This is a genomic window from Streptomyces sp. RLB3-17, from assembly GCF_007113425.2.
Classification (GTDB): Bacteria; Actinomycetota; Actinomycetes; order Streptomycetales; family Streptomycetaceae; genus Streptomyces; species Streptomyces mirabilis_D.
The window spans coordinates 522,366-539,644 of record NZ_CP041610.2 but is presented as its reverse complement, the minus strand read 5'-3'; the positions used below and the strand labels follow the sequence as shown (position 1 = coordinate 539,644).

At 69.7% G+C, this 17,279-nt stretch carries 17 protein-coding genes and 4 pseudogenes; 9 read left to right on the top strand and 12 right to left on the bottom strand.

Annotated features, from left to right (window positions below):
* Positions 1–145 precede the first annotated feature (145 nt).
* Positions 146–718 carry an SDR family NAD(P)-dependent oxidoreductase gene (locus tag FNV62_RS02745; protein ID WP_144314586.1) on the bottom strand — a complete coding sequence of 191 codons (573 nt, stop codon included), beginning with the start codon at positions 716–718 and terminating at the stop codon, positions 146–148.
* A 27-nt stretch (positions 719–745) separates the two neighbouring features.
* Between FNV62_RS02745 and FNV62_RS02740 the strand changes: the two are divergent.
* The 5 genes and pseudogenes from FNV62_RS02740 to FNV62_RS02720 all read left to right on the top strand — a co-directional run.
* A pseudogene (locus FNV62_RS02740) lies at positions 746–1,132 on the top strand (TetR family transcriptional regulator C-terminal domain-containing protein); the annotation flags it as partial.
* A gap of 741 nt (positions 1,133–1,873) precedes the next feature.
* Positions 1,874–2,998 (top strand): PP2C family protein-serine/threonine phosphatase, encoded by a 1,125-nt coding sequence (locus FNV62_RS02735; protein ID WP_143599776.1) that lies wholly within the window; start codon positions 1,874–1,876, stop codon positions 2,996–2,998.
* Positions 2,999–3,107: 109 nt separating this feature from the next.
* Positions 3,108–3,653: a transposase family protein gene (locus tag FNV62_RS57880; protein WP_144314585.1), complete on the top strand. Its 546-nt coding sequence runs from the start codon at positions 3,108–3,110 to the stop codon at positions 3,651–3,653.
* A gap of 5 nt (positions 3,654–3,658) precedes the next feature.
* A complete protein-coding gene (locus FNV62_RS02725) occupies positions 3,659–4,525 on the top strand; it encodes an NAD-dependent epimerase/dehydratase family protein (RefSeq protein WP_144314584.1) in 867 nt (288 codons plus the stop codon).
* 46 nt (positions 4,526–4,571) lie between these two features.
* The gene (locus FNV62_RS02720) at positions 4,572–6,206 is read left to right on the top strand and encodes a Na+/H+ antiporter (protein ID WP_143599773.1); all 1,635 of its coding nucleotides are present in this window, start codon (positions 4,572–4,574) and stop codon (positions 6,204–6,206) included.
* On the opposite strand, the gene FNV62_RS55235 is transcribed toward FNV62_RS02720, so the two are convergent.
* From FNV62_RS55235 to FNV62_RS02700, 5 genes are all read right to left on the bottom strand, one after another.
* The gene (locus FNV62_RS55235) at positions 6,153–6,389 is read right to left on the bottom strand and encodes a hypothetical protein (protein WP_225900107.1); all 237 of its coding nucleotides are present in this window, start codon (positions 6,387–6,389) and stop codon (positions 6,153–6,155) included. The genes FNV62_RS02720 and FNV62_RS55235 overlap by 54 nt on opposite strands.
* Positions 6,386–6,634 (bottom strand): hypothetical protein, encoded by a 249-nt coding sequence (locus tag FNV62_RS55230; RefSeq protein WP_225900106.1) that lies wholly within the window; start codon positions 6,632–6,634, stop codon positions 6,386–6,388. Before FNV62_RS55230 ends, FNV62_RS55235 begins: the two co-directional genes overlap by 4 nt.
* Positions 6,635–6,743: 109 nt before the next feature.
* Positions 6,744–7,637 (bottom strand): aldo/keto reductase, encoded by an 894-nt coding sequence (locus FNV62_RS02710; protein ID WP_097282315.1) that lies wholly within the window; start codon positions 7,635–7,637, stop codon positions 6,744–6,746.
* A complete protein-coding gene (locus tag FNV62_RS02705) occupies positions 7,634–8,191 on the bottom strand; it encodes a TetR/AcrR family transcriptional regulator (RefSeq protein ID WP_164657595.1) in 558 nt (185 codons plus the stop codon). Before FNV62_RS02705 ends, FNV62_RS02710 begins: the two co-directional genes overlap by 4 nt.
* A 180-nt stretch (positions 8,192–8,371) precedes the next feature.
* Positions 8,372–8,938 carry an RBBP9/YdeN family alpha/beta hydrolase gene (locus FNV62_RS02700; protein WP_225900105.1) on the bottom strand — a complete coding sequence of 189 codons (567 nt, stop codon included), beginning with the start codon at positions 8,936–8,938 and terminating at the stop codon, positions 8,372–8,374.
* 105 nt (positions 8,939–9,043) lie between these two features.
* Between FNV62_RS02700 and FNV62_RS02695 the strand changes: the two genes are divergently transcribed.
* Complete coding sequence (locus FNV62_RS02695) at positions 9,044–9,499, top strand: Lrp/AsnC family transcriptional regulator (protein ID WP_143612029.1); 456 nt, start codon at positions 9,044–9,046, stop codon at positions 9,497–9,499.
* Between the two features lie 118 nt (positions 9,500–9,617).
* Positions 9,618–10,250 (top strand): TetR/AcrR family transcriptional regulator, encoded by a 633-nt coding sequence (locus FNV62_RS02690; protein WP_144314582.1) that lies wholly within the window; start codon positions 9,618–9,620, stop codon positions 10,248–10,250.
* Positions 10,251–10,446: 196 nt separating this feature from the next.
* On the opposite strand, the gene FNV62_RS02685 is transcribed toward FNV62_RS02690, so the two are convergent.
* The 6 genes and pseudogenes from FNV62_RS02685 to FNV62_RS02660 all read right to left on the bottom strand — a co-directional run bounded on the left by FNV62_RS02685 (position 10,447) and on the right by FNV62_RS02660 (position 16,819).
* Positions 10,447–11,451, bottom strand: coding sequence for a zinc-binding dehydrogenase (locus FNV62_RS02685; RefSeq protein ID WP_144314581.1), 1,005 nt, complete (start codon positions 11,449–11,451; stop codon positions 10,447–10,449).
* Positions 11,452–11,486: 35 nt separating this feature from the next.
* The gene (locus tag FNV62_RS02680; RefSeq protein ID WP_144314580.1) at positions 11,487–12,104 is read right to left on the bottom strand and encodes an NADPH-dependent F420 reductase; all 618 of its coding nucleotides are present in this window, start codon (positions 12,102–12,104) and stop codon (positions 11,487–11,489) included.
* Entirely contained in the window at positions 12,101–13,126 is a 1,026-nt protein-coding gene (locus FNV62_RS02675) for a zinc-dependent alcohol dehydrogenase family protein (protein ID WP_144314579.1), read from the bottom strand. Before FNV62_RS02675 ends, FNV62_RS02680 begins: the two co-directional genes overlap by 4 nt.
* 1,066 nt (positions 13,127–14,192) lie before the next feature.
* A complete protein-coding gene (locus tag FNV62_RS02670) occupies positions 14,193–15,476 on the bottom strand; it encodes a phosphatase PAP2 family protein (protein WP_143599766.1) in 1,284 nt (427 codons plus the stop codon).
* A 302-nt stretch (positions 15,477–15,778) separates the two neighbouring features.
* Positions 15,779–15,933 (bottom strand): annotated as a pseudogene (locus FNV62_RS02665) (IS5/IS1182 family transposase); the annotation flags it as partial.
* A 112-nt stretch (positions 15,934–16,045) separates the two neighbouring features.
* On the bottom strand, positions 16,046–16,819 hold the full coding sequence (locus FNV62_RS02660; RefSeq protein WP_143599765.1) for a class I SAM-dependent methyltransferase: 774 nt from the start codon (positions 16,817–16,819) through the stop codon (positions 16,046–16,048).
* Positions 16,820–16,858: 39 nt separating this feature from the next.
* Between FNV62_RS02660 and FNV62_RS57875 the strand changes: the two are divergent.
* Together FNV62_RS57875 and FNV62_RS55220 are read left to right on the top strand one after the other, a co-directional pair.
* Positions 16,859–16,972, top strand: a pseudogene (locus FNV62_RS57875) (helix-turn-helix domain-containing protein); the annotation flags it as partial.
* A gap of 36 nt (positions 16,973–17,008) precedes the next feature.
* Positions 17,009–17,199, top strand: a pseudogene (locus FNV62_RS55220) (IS5/IS1182 family transposase); the annotation flags it as partial.
* Positions 17,200–17,279: the final 80 nt, after the last annotated feature.

Sequence of the window (17,279 nt, the reverse complement as noted above, 5' to 3'; positions counted from 1 at the left end):
GCCGCATCGCCGACTACGCGGATCCAGCCCCTCCGAGCGTGCCCAGCGGGGCAACTCCCGCGCCTCGCCGATGGCGAGCTTGTCACTTGTCGGGCCGTCACGGATCGTCGCCGCTGGTGTTCGCGCGGCGGATGGCGCCCGCGGGTCAGATCTGGTTCTCGCCGCCGTCGACGTACAGATTGGCTCCGAGGATGAAGCCGCTCTGCCCGGAAGCGAGGAAAGCCACCACCTCGGCGACCTCGTCCGGGCGCCCGATCCGGCCCAGTGGGACACCCGCGGCGAACTGTGACTTGGCGAGGGGGGTGTCTCCCTCGGCCACTGCGTCGAGTCCAGGAGTGTCGATGGTGCCCGGGGAGATCGCGTTGACCCGGATACCACGGCCCTTGAGCTCGTTGGCCCAGGTCCGGGCGAAGGACCGTATCGCCGCCTTGGAGGCCGCGTATGTGCCGAAGGCCGCGACACCGTCATCGGCGCGCACCGAGGAGTTCAGGATCACCGACGCGCCGTCGTTCAGCAGCGGCAGCGCCTTCTGCACCGTGAACAACGTGCCCCGGACGTTGACGCCGAAGGTCTCCTCGTAGTGCTCCTCGGTGACCTGCTCCAGCGTCGCGAACGACGCGGTACCGGCGTTGGCGAACAGCACGTCCAGGCCACGGCCCCGGGCACGGACCGTGTCGTACAGCCGGTCCAGGTCGGCCAGGTCGGAGATGTCACCCATCACCGCGGTGGCGCTCGCCGGGCCGACGCCTCGTACGGGGCCCGGGCCTTGCAAGAACCGACCGCCCGGCAGGTGGCCGCCGCGTTCCTCAACGGCTCCGTCCGGGCCACCACCCGCCCCGGCTGCCCCGCCGGGTGCCTCGGTGTCCAAGGTGCCCTCGCCGCCGGCGACCCGGGAAGCGATGCCCGCGACGCCCTCGTCGCCTGGCGCGACGAGCACACCTCCCTCCTCCGCGACCGGTTCCGGCAAGCGGTCGACGAAGGCGACCTCCCCTCCGACGCCGATCCCGAACTACTCGCCCGCTACCTCACGACCGTGGCAAACGGCATCGCCGTCCAAGCCGCCGGCGGCACCGCCCGCGACGACCTCCAGCAGGTGGCCGACATGGCCCTGCGAAGCTGGCCACCTGCCTGAGGCCCTGACGACCGAGGGTGCCGGCGGAGGATCCACAGAGGGGAAGTGGAGATCGGTTGTAAGCGCGCGTGATGAGGGAGCGCGTGGCCGCGGGGGACAGGAGGACCTCTCCGGAGGCCAGGGTGCGGTTGACGTCGAGGAGCGCGTCGGCGGTGGTGTTTTTGAGGATGGGAAGTTCGGCGGTGACGGCGAAGCCACCTGCGGGGCGGTGGCCCGCCTTCAGGTGGCCGCCGGGCGGACTGGGCGCGCTCCCGCATGCCGATGAGGCCGAACTGGAGCTGCCTCGCGAACGGCCCCGGACCGCATCGCCCCGATGCCTGGCAGGGCGAGTGCGGGCACCCGGGCCGTGGGGCGGACGCAAGGTCCATCTCCGCTGCGCCGTCCGAGCCCACCCGCTGCCCCGGCGGACCTCGCCCAGAGCATCCGGCAGCTTGCAGATCCAGCGGCGCGGATCCGGCCGACCGCGCCGGCGTCGGGATCGCCTCCGTGCCGCGACAACCGCGCCTATCTGCGGCGTGGAGGGATCGAGCGAGTGGGGAATTTCGGCGAGCGCCGCGCCGGAGACGCGCCGGGGCCGCCCGCTCGTTCAGTGCCCGGGCCGCGCCGACCAGGGCAAGAGCGCCTTCGGCGTGACGGCCGGACCTGGTGTTCGGCGCTCCCGGCCGTGGGGTGCCGCAGGCGCGGTAGGGGTGCCGTCTGTCGGCGCGAGCGCCAGGGCGCGATGCGGTGTATCCAGGACATATGGTTTCTCGGCGACTCGGTAAGGATCACGGTTTGTCACGGGAACCACGCCGTGCCCTGCTGGCGGTACCGATCGCGTTGATCGCGATTGTCACGGTGGTCGACGTACTCGCTCCGCCCAGCGTCCACCTCGGGCCCTTCCTGGTCGCCGCACCCGCTCTCACAGCGTCGTTCGCCGGGCCCTGGGCGACCGGCTTCGTCGGCGCGCTGGCCGTCCTGGCCCAGACCGTGGTCGCGGTGACGCGCACCAGCCTCCTTGATCTGAACCACATCTTCCAGCTCATCGTCCTGATCCTGATGTCAGCGCTCGTGACCGTCTTTGCCCACCTGCGAGGACGCCATGAAAGGGAACTGAGCCGGCTGCGCTCGGTGGCGATGGCCGCACAAGAAGTGGTGCTCAAGCCGATTCCCCACCGGATCGGCCCGTTGCGCATCGCCTCCGTCTACCTGGCCGCGGAGACCGAGGCGCAGATCGGCGGCGACCTGTATGCCGCCGCCCGCACGGCCAAAGGAACCCGGATCGTCATCGGCGATGTCAGGGGCAAGGGCCTCGAGGCGGTCGGGGATGCCGCCCTCCTTCTCGGCGCATTCCGGGCCGCGGCCCACAAACAGGCCGACCTGCCCGAGTTGGTCGCCTTCCTGGAGGGAACCGTCTCCTCGGACCTGGACGACCCCGCGGCCCCCGAAGGCGAGGCCGAGGATCGTGGCGAGGCATTCATCACCGCCGCCGTACTGGACGTCCCGGACCATGATCCGGCCATTCACATGATCAACTGTGGGCACCCCCCGCCCCTGCTGCTGCGCGGCGGCCAGGTCGGCCTGCTCGAGGTGCGCCACCCAGCACCGCCTCTGGGTCTCACCGAATTCGTGCAATCCCGGCCCTCCCCGGAAACGTTCGCCTTCGAGCCCGGCGACATCGCCCTTCTCTACACGGACGGCGTCATCGAGGCCCGCGACCCGAACGGCACGTTCTACCCGCTTGTGGAACGGGTGGCCGGCAGGTCCGGCAAGGGCCCCGACGCTCTCCTGGCCCACCTGTGCGCGGACCTGTTGCACCACGCCGGCGGATACCTGGATGACGACGCAGCCATGGTGGCGATCGAGCGCATGCCGGGGTCATTGTGAGCAGCGGCAGGAGCAACTCGCCCCTCCAGCGGCCGAAGCGCCCGCTGCCCGGCGTGGTCGTGTCCGATCATGAGGGCAGGTAGGTGCCTCCCCACGCTGATCCCACCAAGTGGCTGTGCACGAATCGGGGTGGCTGATCCGCTGGTCGCCAAGGACTTCGCGGTCGGCTCCGCACCGCAGGGACTGGTTTCGGCTGCCGCGATCGTCGGTGCGATGTGGTGCGCCGCGCTGCTGGGGCCCTCGGTGCCCGGGTTGTCGCAAGCAGGCCGCACGGGGGCACGGGTCGTACCAACGGATGCTGGACGAGGGGCCGTTGGGCGGCCGACGGGTCATGATCCCGCTTCGGGCACGGCGGGCTTACGGGGTGGCTACGGTCGGTCGCGGCTGTGCCGGAGGTTACGTCTGGCGGCGGGCCGGACCCGCTGCTCGGACTCCTTACGGCACCGTCGGTGCCGGGCCGTGGCCCTCGGTCGCCGGCGTCGGGGAGGAGCTGGAACACGTCGCGACGTCCGGGGGCTTCCTCCTCCTTCCCTTGTCCAGCGCTGATGCCCTGGGGGTATCGCCGCTGACGGAAGAGGTCTTGGACGCCGGCCGCGGCACGGAGAAAGGGTGGAGGAGCGGCGGAATCTCCCGCCGCCGACCACAAGGACCGTGAGAGCGATGCAGATCTTCATCACAGGCGGCTCCGGCTACATCGGCCGCTCCACCATCCGGGCACTGACCGGGCACGGCATCGGCGTGACAGCGCTGGCACGCAGTGAGCACGCGGCGCGCACCGTGTCGGACCTCGGTGCCACCCCGGTCGCGGGGGCGCTCACCGACACCGATGTCCTCCGTGAGGCGGCCCGCAGGGCCGACGGGGTCATCCACCTCGGCGTGGACTACGCCGAGGGCACCGCGGACGTCGACCGCGCGGCGGCGGAGGCACTGCAGGACGGTGTGGGAAGCGGACCCTATGTGCACACCGGCGGGGTGTGGGTGTACGGCGACACCGACGGGGTCGTCGACGAGGACGCCCCGTTGAGCCCGCCGCGCATCACCGCCTGGCGGCTGGAGAACGAGAAGCGGGTGCTCGCCCGGGCCGCCACCGGAGCGCGCCCGGTGGTGGTGATGCCAGGTCTGGTCTACGGCCGTTCGGGCGGACTGGCGCAGTCGTTCTTCGTCGAGCCGGGGCGCGCCGCGGGAGCCGTGCCCTGCATCGGGGACGGCTCCAACCACTGGGCGCTGGTCCACGTCGACGACATCGCCGAGCTGTACGTCCTGGCCCTGAACGCCCCGGCCGGGTCCGCCTACGCCGGGGTCGGCGGCCAGAACCTTCCGCTGGCGGACGTCACCCGGGCCCTCAGCCACGCCGCCGGATGCCCGGACCGGATCGAGTCGCTGAGCGTCGAGGAGGCCGTACGACGGATGGGCCCGATCGCCGAGGCGTTCGCCCTCGACCAGCAGTTCAGCGGCGCCCGGGCGCGCCGCGAGCTCGGCTGGACGCCCACCCGTCTCGACGCCCTGGCGGAACTCGCCCAGGGCTGAACAACCAGGGAAGGGGGTGCCTGGCCCATCGGGAAGGAGGTGCCGAATGCGGAGCCTGGAAGTCATCACGGCAATTCTCGCGACCGTGCCGGCCATGACGTGGCTGGCTCGCCGCCTGCGCTGGAACGAGCCGGTCCTGCTGGTGGCGGGTGGCTGTCTGATCGGTCTCACCCCCGGGTTCCGCACGCTGGTCCTGCCGCCCCCGGTCGTGCTGCTGCTCTTCTTGCCACCCCTGCTCTACTGGGAGTCGCTGACCACCTCGCTCCGCGAGATCCGGACGAATCTGCGCGGGATCGTGCTGCTCGCGACCGGCCTGGTGCTGGCCACCGCTGCCGCCGTGGCAGGGGTTGGGCACGCGCTGGGCCTCTCCTGGCCGCTCGCCTTCGTCCTGGGCGCGGTCGTGGCCCCCACGGACGCCATCGCTGTGCAGGCGGTCGCCCGGCTCCTGCCCCGCCGGATCCAGACCGTCCTCCGGGCGGAGAGCCTGATCAACGACGGCACCGCACTTGCCCTCTACGCGGTGGTCGTCGGGGTCGCCGTTCAGGGACAGGCCGTCACCTGGTCGGGCACCGCCGCACGCTTCCTGCTGGCCTACGCGGGCGGTGTCGCGATCGGCGCCGCCTGCGCCGCAGCCGTGGTGGCACTGCGCAGACGGTTGCGCGACCGCGTATTGGAGAGCGCCCTGGCCGTGCTCACCCCGTTCGCCACCTACCTGCCCGCGCAACTGCTGGGCGTCTCCGGCGTCCTGGCGGTGGTCACCTGCGGTCTCATCCTCAGCCAGGCAGGCCCCAGGGTGACCAGCGCGGGGGCCAGAGTGCAGATCACCGGTTTCTGGGAGGTGAGCACCTTCATCCTCAACAGCGCCCTGTTCGTTCTGGTGGGCATCCAGACCCCCGCCATCGTGAGCGCGATCGGCTCCGCCTCCCTGGGACACGCCGTGGTCACCGCGTTGCTGGTCGGCGGCGTGGTGATCGCCACGCGCCTGCTGTGGCTGTACTCGGTGCCCTACCTCCTTCGCGCCGTTGACCGCCGCCCGGTCCAGCGCACGCTGCGCTCCGGCGCCCGGGAAAGGTTCCCTGTGGCCTGGAGCGGGGTGCGCGGGGCCGTGTCGCTGGCGGCCGCCCTCGGTGTCCCGGCCACCACGGCAGCGGGTCGGCCGCTCGAAGGACATGGCCTGGTCGTCTTCACCGCCGTGGCCGTCATCCTGGTCACGCTGGTCGTCCAGGGCACGACCATGCCCGCGGTGATCCGCTGGGCCGGACTGCACGGAGATCCCGACGAGACCAGTGAGGAACGCCGCGCCCATCGCCAGATCGTCACCGCCGCGCTGGAAGTCCTTCCCGACTACGCCGACCGCCTGGACACGCCCCCGGAGACCACCGACGCCATCCGGAGCGAACTGCGCCAGTACGCCGCCGAGGACGCAGGACCGCCCGACACCGGGCCCGGCGTGCGCACCGGGCTTGAACTGCGGCGCGCCCTGATCGGCGTCAAACGCAGCGCCCTGATCCGCCTGCGCGACCAGCGCATCATCGACGACATCGTCCTACGCCGGCTGCAGGCGGTCCTGGACAGCGAGGAGATCAGGATCGAGCTGGCCTTGCATGCCTTCACCGGCCGACCGCTCTCACCGCCGGCCGGCGACACGGCCGATGCGCGCAGCAGGGTGGCCGGGGAGTGAGCGACCGCGTCCGGCGTCGACGCCGTCCGGGGCGAGCTTGCTGATTTCGGCGGCCGGGACGCCCTCGCGATGGTTGATCACGTGATGGGCCCCGGCGGCGGTGGCCGGCCGGGCCTTCTCCGGGCCGCTGATCGTGCTGATCACGGTGGCGCCGGCGTCGGCCCGGCGGACGGGCTGGATCACCGCGTGCCCGACCGCCCGGGCCCGCCCGCGGCGAGCACCACCCTGCCGTCGAGCGCCCCGGTTCGCAGACGGCGCGGCCCGTCCTCGGCGACCATGAGCGCGCGGTGCGCGGGGAGCGCGGGGACGCCGAGTGAGGCGTCGACGTCGAATCCGGCCTCGTCGGGCAGCGGCACGGCCCGCTCGGCGGGCACGACGGTGAACTCGGCGGCGGTACCGGTGGGCCGCCCGGCTGCGGCCCTGAACACCCAGACCCGACGCGAACCTCGCCAGGGCCGGGAAGGGTTTCCCGGCGCGGTCGGGAGTTGCGTCAAGGTGTCCGGCGTGTGGTCGCGACCCGGGTCCCGTCGCTTCCGGTCAGCCGATGGGGACGTCGTTGGAGCGGGACTCGATGGCATCCAGGGTGGCGAGGGTCTCGGCGTCGATGGTGATCTTGCCGGCCGCCAGATTGGCCTCGAGGTGGGCGGCGTCGGCGGTGCCGGGGATGAGCAACACGTTCGGGGCGTGGTGCAGTAGCCAGGCGAGGCCGACCTGGGAGGGCGCGACGCCCAGGGACTCGGCCACGGCGTGCACCACCGGCTCCTCGGTGACCTTGGGCAGACCCGGGAAGGCCCCGCCGAGTGGGAAGAACGGCACCCAGGCGATGCCCTCGGCCGCACAGAGCTGCAGCATGTCCTCGTCGTCGCGGGAGACGAGGCTGTACGCGTTCTGCACGCAGGCGATGCCCGCCGGCAGAGCGCGGCGCAGGCCGTCGAGAGTGACGCTGCTCAGACCGATCGCACCGATCTTGCCCTCGTCGCGCAGGGCGGTCATCACCGCGAGCTGGTCGTCGAGGCCGACCACTTGGTCGCCCTCGGGACGCAGACCGGGGCCGGTGTCCAGGCGGCGGAGGTTGACCACCGGGAGCCGGTCGACGCCGAGGCTGCGCAGGTTGTCCTCGACGCTGGCGCGCAACTGCTCGGGCCGCTGCGCCAGACGCAGTGGCAACCGCCCGCCAGGGTTGGGGTCGGCGCCGACCTTCGTGACCACCAGGACGCCGTCCTCGGGGCGCAGCGCCTCGCGGATCACGGCGTTGACGAAACCGAAACCGTAGAACTCGGCGGTGTCCACGTGGTCGACGCCCAACTCGACCGCGTGGCGCAGCAGTTGGACCGCCTCGTCGCGGCGGTCATGCAGGCGTTCGAGCTGTAATGCGCCGTAGCCCACCCGTAAAACGGTGCGGTCGGCGAACGAAGCGGTCAGGGCGGTCATGAAGATGGCTCCTCGGTCGGTGATCGCAAGGCGGCGTAAAGCAGTTCGGCCAGGTACTGCGCCGTGATCCGGTGAGCGATCGGGGTGGCGCGCTCCCGGGCCTCGGCCGGCTCGTGGTGCTCGACCTTGACCAGCCAGGCCGTGACGCAGTCGTGCAGCACTGCGCGCATCCGGTCCGTCATGTCGACGACGATGTCGCGGATGGCCGGGTCGGTGGTCGCCTCACCCCAGGTCTGCACGCCGACCCGGGCGTCGACGGCGTCGATGGCGGCGATCAGGCGGGCCAGCAGTTCCTCGGGGTCGGGCGGGGTGTCGCCGGCGGCGTACTCGCCGAGGACCGCGGCGCGCTGGGCGAGCACCTCGCGGGCGGCGGCTTGGACCAGGTCGGCCTTGTTGTTGTAGTGGGCGTAGATCGAGCCGGTCGAGAGGCCGGACTCGGCGGTGATGTCGGCGATCGAGGTCCGCTCCAGACCGTTGCGGCCGAAGCAGCGTACGGCGGCCTCGGTGATCTGGGCGCGCCGGAGTTCCTTGCGCGCGTCGGTGAGTCGCGGCACCACACCCCCCACAAAAAGAATCAGCATTCTTCTTGTGGAGCACACTAACAGCACAACGATTCTGTTTGAGGTGCAAGCTCGGTGATCTCGTGGACGGAAGCAACTGAAGTCTCCTGCATTGGATTTGACGCCGGATCAGTTGCGACGCCGGACGGGGCGGGCCGCCTGGCGGGTGGTCGGTCAAAGCCGGGTCAGTGAGTCCAGGAGTTCACGGCCATGCGGCCACGGGCCCAGGCCGCCGGCGGAGTTGATGTGTCCGCACGCGCCCGCCGGATGCCATCGCGCCGCCCAGCGCTCCGCGAAGTCCACGGCTGCCTCGGGGGTGCAGTACGGGTCGTTGGTGCTGCCCACCACCAGGGCCGGGCACGGCAACGGTTGGGCGGACAGCTCGATGAACGTCGGGGCCGCCTGTCGTGGGAACGCCGGCCCCTGTGGGTCGGGCGGCGCGACCAGGAACACGCCGTGGATCGGGCTCGCCGGGTTCTTGTTCAGCCAGGTGGAGGCCGCCCAACAGCCCAGGCTGTGGGCTACCAGCACAACGCGGCTGTCCTGACGGCAAGCATCGTCGTACGCCGCCTGGACAGCGTTGACCCAGTCATCCAGGTCGGGGTCGGACCACGAGGCAGGGGAGATCCTCACCGCTGAGGTTCCCCACTGGTGCTCCCACAAGGTCTGCCAGTGCTGCTCGTCGGAGCCGTCGATGCCGGGGATGATGACGTACGCGACCACTGCTTGCCACCGTTTCACTCGTCACCCCCTGCGATCCTGGGGGCGTCTGGCGCTGATTCTGTTGGAAGCAACAGAACAGCGACAGCGACGCAAGCGATCTCAAAGAAGATGGTGCGGACAACGATGGAATCACTTGACCGGATCGACCGGGACATCCTCGCCTTGCTCCAGACCGAAGGCCGGTTGACCGGAGCGGAGGTGGGACGCCGAGTCGGACTGTCGCAGCCCGCGGCCAGTGCGCGCATCCAGCGGCTGGAGAAGAACGGCGTCATCACCGGCTACCGGGCCGATGTCGACCCAGCGGCACTCGGTCTCAACATTCACGCGATCATTCGCTTGCGCACTACGCATGCCCAGCTCTCCCGCGCCCTGGACTTGGCTTCCAAGATCCCCGAGGTCGTCTCCACCCTGAGAGTCACCGGGGAGGACTGCCTCATCTTCGACGTCCATTGCCCGCAAGCAGGACGACTCGAAGAAGTCGTCGACGCACTTGCCCGCTACGGCCCTGCCACCACGTCACTCGTGCTCCGCGCCTACCCCCCGAAGCCGCTGACCAACGCCACCTCAACAACGTCGTGACCCGCCCCGACGTTCTTCAGAAAGGCGTCGGCTGCCTTCAACAAGGTGCCGGCCGCGTCGAACTCGCGCAGGCCGCCGACAGCGATCTCGGCTGTTGTGCGCGGCGTACAGTTGCCCCATGGCTCGGCCTCGACAGTTCGACGAAGAAGAGGTTGTGCGGGCTGCCCGCGATCAGTTCTGGTCCGTGGGCTACAACGGCACCTCCATCGACGACCTGAGCGCTGTGACAGGCTTGGGTCGGGGAAGTCTGTATGGAGCGTTCGGGGACAAGCACGCGTTGTTCCTGCGGGCTCTCGACAGCTACAACAGTGACGCGCTGGAGTCCTGGAGCTCGGCTCTGGGCGGCCCCGGACCCGCCCTGCCCATGCTGGAGCGGCATGTACGTGATGTCGCGGAAGGCATCATCGGGGACGTGGCACGGCGCGGCTGCATGATGGCCAAGATCGCAGCGGAACTGTCGGCCGTCGATGAGGGCGTTGCCGAGCGAATCGCCGAGGTTGTCCGCGGACTGCATGGCGCGCTGCGGGGCTGCATCGCGCGGGCCCAAGCGGAAGGCTCTCTGGATGCCGACGCGGATGCGGACAGCCTTGCCGGCCTCCTGCTTGCCGTGCTTCGGGGGCTCGAGGCCCTGGGCAAGGCGGGAGCCACTCCCGAGGTGGTCAACGGGGCCGCAGAACAGGCCTTGGCGCTCCTTCCCCGCGTTTCGACGGACGAGCATGCGCCGGGTGCCAGGTCCTCGACCGGTGCCTGATCGTCGCAACGGCCCCACAAGGCGGGCGTCACCGGCGCGCAGCCGACCAGGTGTCACAGGGGGACACAGGAGCGAGCGCCACGCGGGTGTCCGATCCCTGTCTGAAGCCGCACGACATGTGTGGCGTCGGGGCATCAACGCCCGGCTCCTGCCAACGGCTTGCCGACCGTCACCAGGACTCGTGTACGGGCGGCGACTACCAGGGGCGGACGAGGACCGTGCCGATCTTGCCGGGCCGTACCGCATGCTCCAGTGCGTTGCCCAGCTCGTCAAGGCCGTACGTTGCGGCCACGTCGAACTGGTCCTTGAGCGCGAGCGCGATCTCCTTCGCGGTGGCGACGTCGGATGCCCGCCTCTCGGCCGAGGCCTCGGACAGCCACCGGCCGATGCTCTTGCCCCGTAGCGTCAGCGACTTGTGCAGCAGCGTCGACGCATGTACCGAGATCGGCTCGTCGGCGATCTGCCCGTAGCTGACCAGCTTCCCGCCCGGAGCCAACAGGTCCAGAAGGCTCTCCGTCAGCTTCCCGCCGATCGGGTCCGGGGCCACACTGACCGGGCGGCCGTCGGCTGCTCGGCGTATCTCGTCCTCCCAGCCAGGATGCTCCGTCGCGACGACCGGCACGCCCGGGAATCGCTTGCGCAGTTCGGCAGCACCGCGGTCGCTGCGGACGATGTCGACGAGTGCCAGGTTGTGCATCAGGGACACGCCCGTCAGCAGCCGCCCGACCGACGAGCCCGCGGCGGTCTGCACCAGAAGACCGTCGTATCCGAAGGCCGGGTGCTCCTGCGCCTCACGGCGCAGCATCACCGTGGTGAGCGGGTTCACCAGCATCTGCGCCGCGACCTCGTCCGACAGCTCGTCCGGTACGGCGACGACCGCCCCGGCATCCGCCACGATCCACTGGGACCAGGCCCCCGGCTGAGGGAAGACCGTGACGCGGCCGCCGACCGTGACGCCCGACGCCGCGTGTGTTCCCGGACCGATCGCCTCCAGCACGCCGGTGGCCTCCACGCCTGCGGGAACCGGCTTCGTGGCCTCCTCGGGGTAGGCCTCAACGGCCTGGAGATCGCCGGGGTGCACCGGGAAGGCGGTGGTGCGGATGAGGACCTGACCGGGCCCGGGCGTCGGCTCCGGTTCCTCGATGACGGTCAGGACGCCGGCCGGCGGCCCGCCACGGGTGTGGACGACAAGACGGTTCATGATGCTCCTCCTGCGCGCTGGGGTGTGTGGGGGCGTCAGTCGACGTCCTGCAGCAGCAGGTGCTTTGCGCTGAGCGCACCATCCAGCTGCATCAGGCGCCCGCCCTCCCGCAGGCCGCCAAGGTCCAGGGCGGCGAATCCGAATGCGTCCAGCAGGCCGGCCACGGCCGCCTTCGCGTCGGCGTCGTCACCCGCGTAGAAGGCCACTTGTCGTCCTTCGGCATGCCGGGGGTCCGCGGCGATGAACGGGGCGTACAGGGTGTTGAGAGCCTTCACGATCCGGGCGCCGGGAAGGTGGCGGGCAACCCACTCGCTGCCCGTGAGGTCACCGACGTCGTACCGCCCCCGCCAGGGGTTGGCCGCGGCGAACTGATTCGTCGTGTCGACGACGATCTTCCCGGCCCAGGTGGTGAGGCCTGTCAGTTCCGGCACGGCGAAGAACGGCACCGAGAGGAATACGAGCTCCGGCTTCGCCGCCTCCTCGGCCGTTACCGCGCGAGCCCTCGGCCCCAGCCTGCCCACGAGAGCTTCGAGAGTCCCGGGGCCCCGGCTGTTGCCGATGAGGACGTCATGACCGTGGCGGACGGCCTTGTCGGCGACCGCCTGTCCCACTTCGCCTGCGCCGAGTACGCCAATGGTGCCGTGTGTGCTCATGGTGCTCGTCCTCGATGGTGTGCAGCCAGAGGGGGTTCGTGACGACGGCTACCGCGGTGGGGGTTGAAGTCCAGGAGGACCTTGCCGTTCTTCTCCATGTACGCGAGGGCCTCGGTGAAGTCCTTGGCCTTGTAGACGGGGGCGGAGGGCAGTGTGAGCTTTCCCGCCGCGACCAGCCGCGCCGACTCCGCGGCGAGGTCCGGATGACGGGGCAGGTACTCGTCCTGGTACATCCAGAACTCCGTTGTGGTGATGTTCTTCGCCTTCAGCACGTTCGGGTCGGGCGTGAAGGGCTCGCCGCTCATGTAGCCGTAGATCATCAGCAGGGCGCGTTCGGTCAGCACGTCCAGCAGGAGCGAGGTGGCCTTGCCGCTGACGCCGTCCAGTCCCAGCGGCACGGGATCGTTGCCGATGGCCGCACGCACACGCACGGCCACGTCGGGAGATCCGGTCAGCACGATGTCGGCGCCGAGTTCCTCCAGCTCGGTCACGAACTCCTCGCGGCGCACGATGTTGATCGTGCGGAGCCCGCGCTCCTTGGCGAAGGCGATGACGGACCGGCCGACCCCGCTGTTCGCCGCGTTCTGCACCACCCAAGAACCGGCCGGAAGGTCACGCGACTCCAGCAGCAGGCCCGCGGTGGTGGGGTTGATGGTGAGCATCGCCGCTTGTTCGAGGCTGACGGACCTGTCCACGGCGGTCAGTTTCGCGACTTCCGCCAGGACCCGTTCGGACCAGGCGAAGGTGCCGAAGGGAAGCAGGACCGTATCGCCGGGGCGGATGTGGGTGACGCCCGGTCCGACCGCCAGGACCGTGCCGGCTCCCTCGTTGCCGATGACGCTCGGCAGCTCGGGGCGGACCGGATAGACGCCCCTCGCCAGGAGCAGGTCGTGGTGGTCGAGCGGGGCGTATTCGACCTGGATCAGCGCCTGCCCGGCGCCCGGAGCCGACGGCTCGGGAACACCTACGACCTTCAGGCTCCGCTCCGGCTCCCCGAACTGGGTGAGGTGAATGGCGAGCATGGAACTCGTCTCCTTGCAGGGGTGCGGGCGAAGAACGGGGCGAGCGGCATCCTTGGCCTCCGCGCCGCGGGCTCTTGCCGTTGGAGGGTCCCGGGGCGCGGTCCGTCTCGGGCGCCTGAAGTGACCGCCCACACGGAGACGCTGCCGAGCGGGCGACGAGCACGCGGGCTGCCCGGCACGGGCTCAAGCGATCCACAGCCACCTGCCGACACCCTCGGCAACGGGGGTCACAGCACTTCGACCCCGAGGAACTGCTTCGCGTATCCGGTTTTGTACCTACTAGTAAATAACCCGGATCCGGGTACCGCAACCGACGAGGGTGCCCACCTGCCATACGCCCCGCCCGCAGGGGGTGCGGGGATTCCCCAAGAAGGGGGACTGCCCAGAGATCCGTAGCCGCGACAACCTTCAGAGCGCGTCGCCAACTCGGCGACCAATGCGTGGTGGTGGGTGCTCGACGGCGAGGTCGCACACTGCTGGCCACGGTGGCGGCGGTGGGCTGGTGATCGGCCGACTGCTGCGGTGCCAGAGCGTCGCGGAACGTACCGGCTCATCGGGTGGTGCTCCTCTCCCAGCTCCTGTCCCTCTGGTGATCGTTGTGCGGCCGGCGGCGACCACGGAGCACGGGCCCTATCCGTCGCCCCGGGCCGCTCGCGGCTGTGTGGCGCCTCACGCATGGGGGACACACACCAGCTGGATTCCGAGCGCTCCGCCCGGCTCGGGGAAGTCCCCTCCTCCAGTGGGCCACTCGCTTGAACACGAGATCGCAAGTGACCTTGCGTGCTCGACCGCCGGTCGGCGACACAGAGGAAGTAGCCGACGCCAAATCCAGAAGAAGGTCCCCGGGGGATGAACCAACAAGTTACTGCCTGTGGGAACTCTTCCCCGATGGTGCCTCCGGTGCCGGCCCGCCCGCAGGGCGGGCGGAGGCCGTCGTCGGTCTCACGGTGGCCGGGAGGCCTTGGCCGCGATTGCGTTCGTGGACAAGGCCGGCTGCACATGGAACGCACTGTCGCGGCCCCACTCAGCTGCTACCGCAGACTCCCCGAGTGAAATGGCCTGTAACTCAAGCCAGTTCGGGTTGCGGTTCCGGATGCCGCGCTGGTGCGGCCTTCGGGTCCCACAGTTTGGCGGTCTGCACGTAGCCGTGGACCACTGAGGCCATCGCCAGAATGAGAAGTGGCCCAAACACCGTCGGATGGTTGGCCATCTGCACCGGCAGATAGCGATATGACACCAAGAGCGCGGCGAAGACCGTGGCACTGTAGATGACCAGCTGGATTCCTGACCGGTCCCAGCCACGGTCGAGCGAGCGCAGCGCTGCCTCGATCGTGAGTGCGAACACCACGCCGGCAACGAGATCCACGCCGTAGTGGTAGCCGAATCCCAGCGTTGCGCCGAGTGTGGCAATCAGCCAGAACGTGCCTGCGAATCTCAGAATCCGTGGGCCCTTACGGGAATGAATGAAAATCGCGGTAGCCCACGCTGTGTGCAGGCTGGGCATGCAGTTGCGTGGGGTGATCTCGTCGAATGGCAGATGATGCGGGGCATTGATCGGCGGCGGCGTGTTCGGCCACACGTTGGCCACCGCCCAGTGCCCGCCTTCCGCGCCGTAGGCGAAGACCGGTCCGACCACCGGGAAGATCATGTAGATGGCCGGCCCGACGAGGCCGATGACCAGAAAGGTGCGCACCAGATGATGGCGCGGGAAGCGGCGCTCGATCGCCACGTTGCGCAGCTGGTACAGCGCCACGATGACCGCGGCCACCGCAAGCTGAACGTAGACGGCGCCGAGAACATGGGCGCCGATCGGGCCGGTGGCTGTGACGATCCGGCCCACCAGCCACGACGGGTTGGCCAGCGCGTGATCGGCGGTTGCCACGTGTTGGTCGAGCGTTGTCGGGCGGATTTTCGACGTGATGAGGAGCCAGGTATCGCCGGTCTTGCGGCCGGTCACCAGCAGCAGGCCAAGGCCGACGCCCTTCAACAGCAGGACGCGTTCCCGGCCGGTGCGGCGCGTGATGGCGATCACCGCATGGCCCAAAATCACCCACAACGCGCCGTTGCCGAAGGGGTGGCCGTCGGTCACCTTGGCGTCGAACGCCCACCGCACCAGGAAGAAGGCGACGTCGATACCGATCGCGGCGCCGGCCGCGATGAACCGTTGCCGCCGGGTGAGCACGACCATCATCAACGCCATACCGGCGTACAACAGGAAACCCGACTTGGGAGCGAATATCACCTCTCGCGCCTGATTGGTGATCGGCCCCGGCAGGCCGTAACGACGCGCGGCGATCTCCAGCGCGATGAGGAACCCGAGGCCCGTCACGCCCGCCATGCCCCACAGCATCGCCCGCGGTTGGCGCCACGCAGCGAACGCAATTCTGCAGTTTATTCGCGAAAACACCCGCGATGATCTCGATATCAACTGTTTTGGCCGATTTGTTAGATGTTGGCTAAGTAGATCGATCATGATATCGGAGTGATGCGGGTGGGTTCCGCTGGTTAACGGATGGCGCAAAGGTCAGTTGAACCCGCGTTCGACGGTCCAGCGTCTCGGGAATGACCATGAAACCCTCGACGCTCGGCGGACATCGATGGCGTCATGGGTTCCCCAGCGGCTCCGGCGCCGTGAGACCCGTTCACTTGTTCCGCGAGGATGAGGTTGTGCAGGCGGGCGCTGTCGAGCATGGCGTGGTGGACGCCGTCGCCCCTGAGGCGGCAGTCGCGGAGGATCTTCCAGGTCTTCGTGCGAGCGAGGTTCGCTCAACGCGAGCGCGGACCTGTATGGGCGAGCGGTTGTGCTCTTACTTCCAGGCAATGACCTTCGGGATGCCGACGCAATGTTTTCCGCGATCCCGTACTGCACCCCGACACCGTCCGGATGTTGGCTCCGGCAAATGATCCGGTGTGCGGAACCTAATCGTCCGAGCCGGCAGCCGACGGTAGTACCTCGACGACGAAGAACAGGAAGCAGGTTTTGGTCGAAAGGTCATCGAAGTCGTCGGGGAACAGTTCACGGGCGGCCGGGTCGGGCTGCGGCTCGCTGATGACGGAAAGGCGGAAACCGGCGGTGGTGAAGGCATCGGTCATCGCGTGCAGCGGCTTGCGCCAGAACCTCATCGGGACGGACTGCCCGTTGAACGTCCAGTCGAAGGTGTAGCTGGTGGTCGCAAAGTAGTCGGGCCGAGGATCGTGGATCGTGTAGGCCACGAACGGGTGGTCCACCGACGCGATCAGCCGGCCGCCGGGCCTGAGCACTCGCCGCAACTCGGCCAGCGTCGGCCCCCAGTCCTCCAGGTAGTGCAGCACCAGCGACGCGACCACGTCGTCGAACGCACCGTCGGCGAACGGCAGACGGTCGCTCAGGTCGACCAGGTGCAGGGCCGCATCGTCACCGAGCCGCCGCCTCGCCAACGCCAGCATCCCGGCGCTGGCGTCGATGCCGGTGACGACCGCACCGCGGTCGCGCAGTGCGGCGGACAGGGGGCCCGAGCCGCAGCCGGCGTCCAGGATCCGACGGCCGGCCACGTCTCCGGCGAGGGCCAACATCGCGGGCCGCGCGTAGTACGCGTTCACGAGGTTGTTCTCGTTCTCCGCCGAGTACGCCTCGGCGAAGCTGTCGTAGTCATTCTCCTGGGCCGGACCTTCAGGCTGGGCGAAGCTCTCGGGCACGTCGGTTAAGCGCTCCATCGTCGCAGCCTAGTGGCCACATGATCGACCGGACAGGCGATTGCGGAGGTCGCCCGGCGGCTGGGCATCACCGCGGACACCGTTCGTGTCTGGCGCCGGCGCTTCCTGGAGCGTCGGTTCGACGGCCTGTGCGACGGGCCACGGTCCGGTGTCCCACCTAGGATCGCCGACGCCGACGCCGACGCCGACGCCGACGCCGACGCGGCCGGCCGCATCGACTGGTCCATGGCGAGCGTGGATTCCACCTCCTGTCGCGCCCACCAACACGCCGCCGGAGCGCGCGAGCAACCGCCGCGAGTGCCGGGAACGGACACACGCTCCGACAGCACCGTCCCGACGAGGGACTCGGCGGCTCCCGGGGCGGACTGACCTGCGAGATCTTCCATCCGTCGACGGGGCGTACGGGACGGTCGGTCCTCGCGTGATGCGCGCCACATATCTCCTCCGGAACCCGGCCGGT

What these genes read in the sequence shown, in the direction of transcription:
- FNV62_RS02725 (WP_144314584.1), top strand. Translation starts at nt 3,659, where the DNA reads ATGCAGATCTTCATCACAGGCGGCTCCGGCTACATCGGCCGCTCCACC.
- FNV62_RS02745 (WP_144314586.1), bottom strand. Translation starts at nt 718, where the DNA reads ATGGGTGACATCTCCGACCTGGCCGACCTGGACCGGCTGTACGACACG.
- FNV62_RS02710 (WP_097282315.1), bottom strand. Translation starts at nt 7,637, where the DNA reads ATGACCGCCCTGACCGCTTCGTTCGCCGACCGCACCGTTTTACGGGTG.
- FNV62_RS02680 (WP_144314580.1), bottom strand. Translation starts at nt 12,104, where the DNA reads ATGAGCACACACGGCACCATTGGCGTACTCGGCGCAGGCGAAGTGGGA.
- FNV62_RS02690 (WP_144314582.1), top strand. Translation starts at nt 9,618, where the DNA reads ATGGCTCGGCCTCGACAGTTCGACGAAGAAGAGGTTGTGCGGGCTGCC.
- FNV62_RS02660 (WP_143599765.1), bottom strand. Translation starts at nt 16,819, where the DNA reads ATGGAGCGCTTAACCGACGTGCCCGAGAGCTTCGCCCAGCCTGAAGGT.
- FNV62_RS02670 (WP_143599766.1), bottom strand. Translation starts at nt 15,476, where the DNA reads ATGCTGTGGGGCATGGCGGGCGTGACGGGCCTCGGGTTCCTCATCGCG.
- FNV62_RS02685 (WP_144314581.1), bottom strand. Translation starts at nt 11,451, where the DNA reads ATGAACCGTCTTGTCGTCCACACCCGTGGCGGGCCGCCGGCCGGCGTC.
- FNV62_RS02695 (WP_143612029.1), top strand. Translation starts at nt 9,044, where the DNA reads ATGGAATCACTTGACCGGATCGACCGGGACATCCTCGCCTTGCTCCAG.
- FNV62_RS02675 (WP_144314579.1), bottom strand. Translation starts at nt 13,126, where the DNA reads ATGCTCGCCATTCACCTCACCCAGTTCGGGGAGCCGGAGCGGAGCCTG.
- FNV62_RS02720 (WP_143599773.1), top strand. Translation starts at nt 4,572, where the DNA reads ATGCGGAGCCTGGAAGTCATCACGGCAATTCTCGCGACCGTGCCGGCC.
- FNV62_RS02735 (WP_143599776.1), top strand. Translation starts at nt 1,874, where the DNA reads ATGGTTTCTCGGCGACTCGGTAAGGATCACGGTTTGTCACGGGAACCA.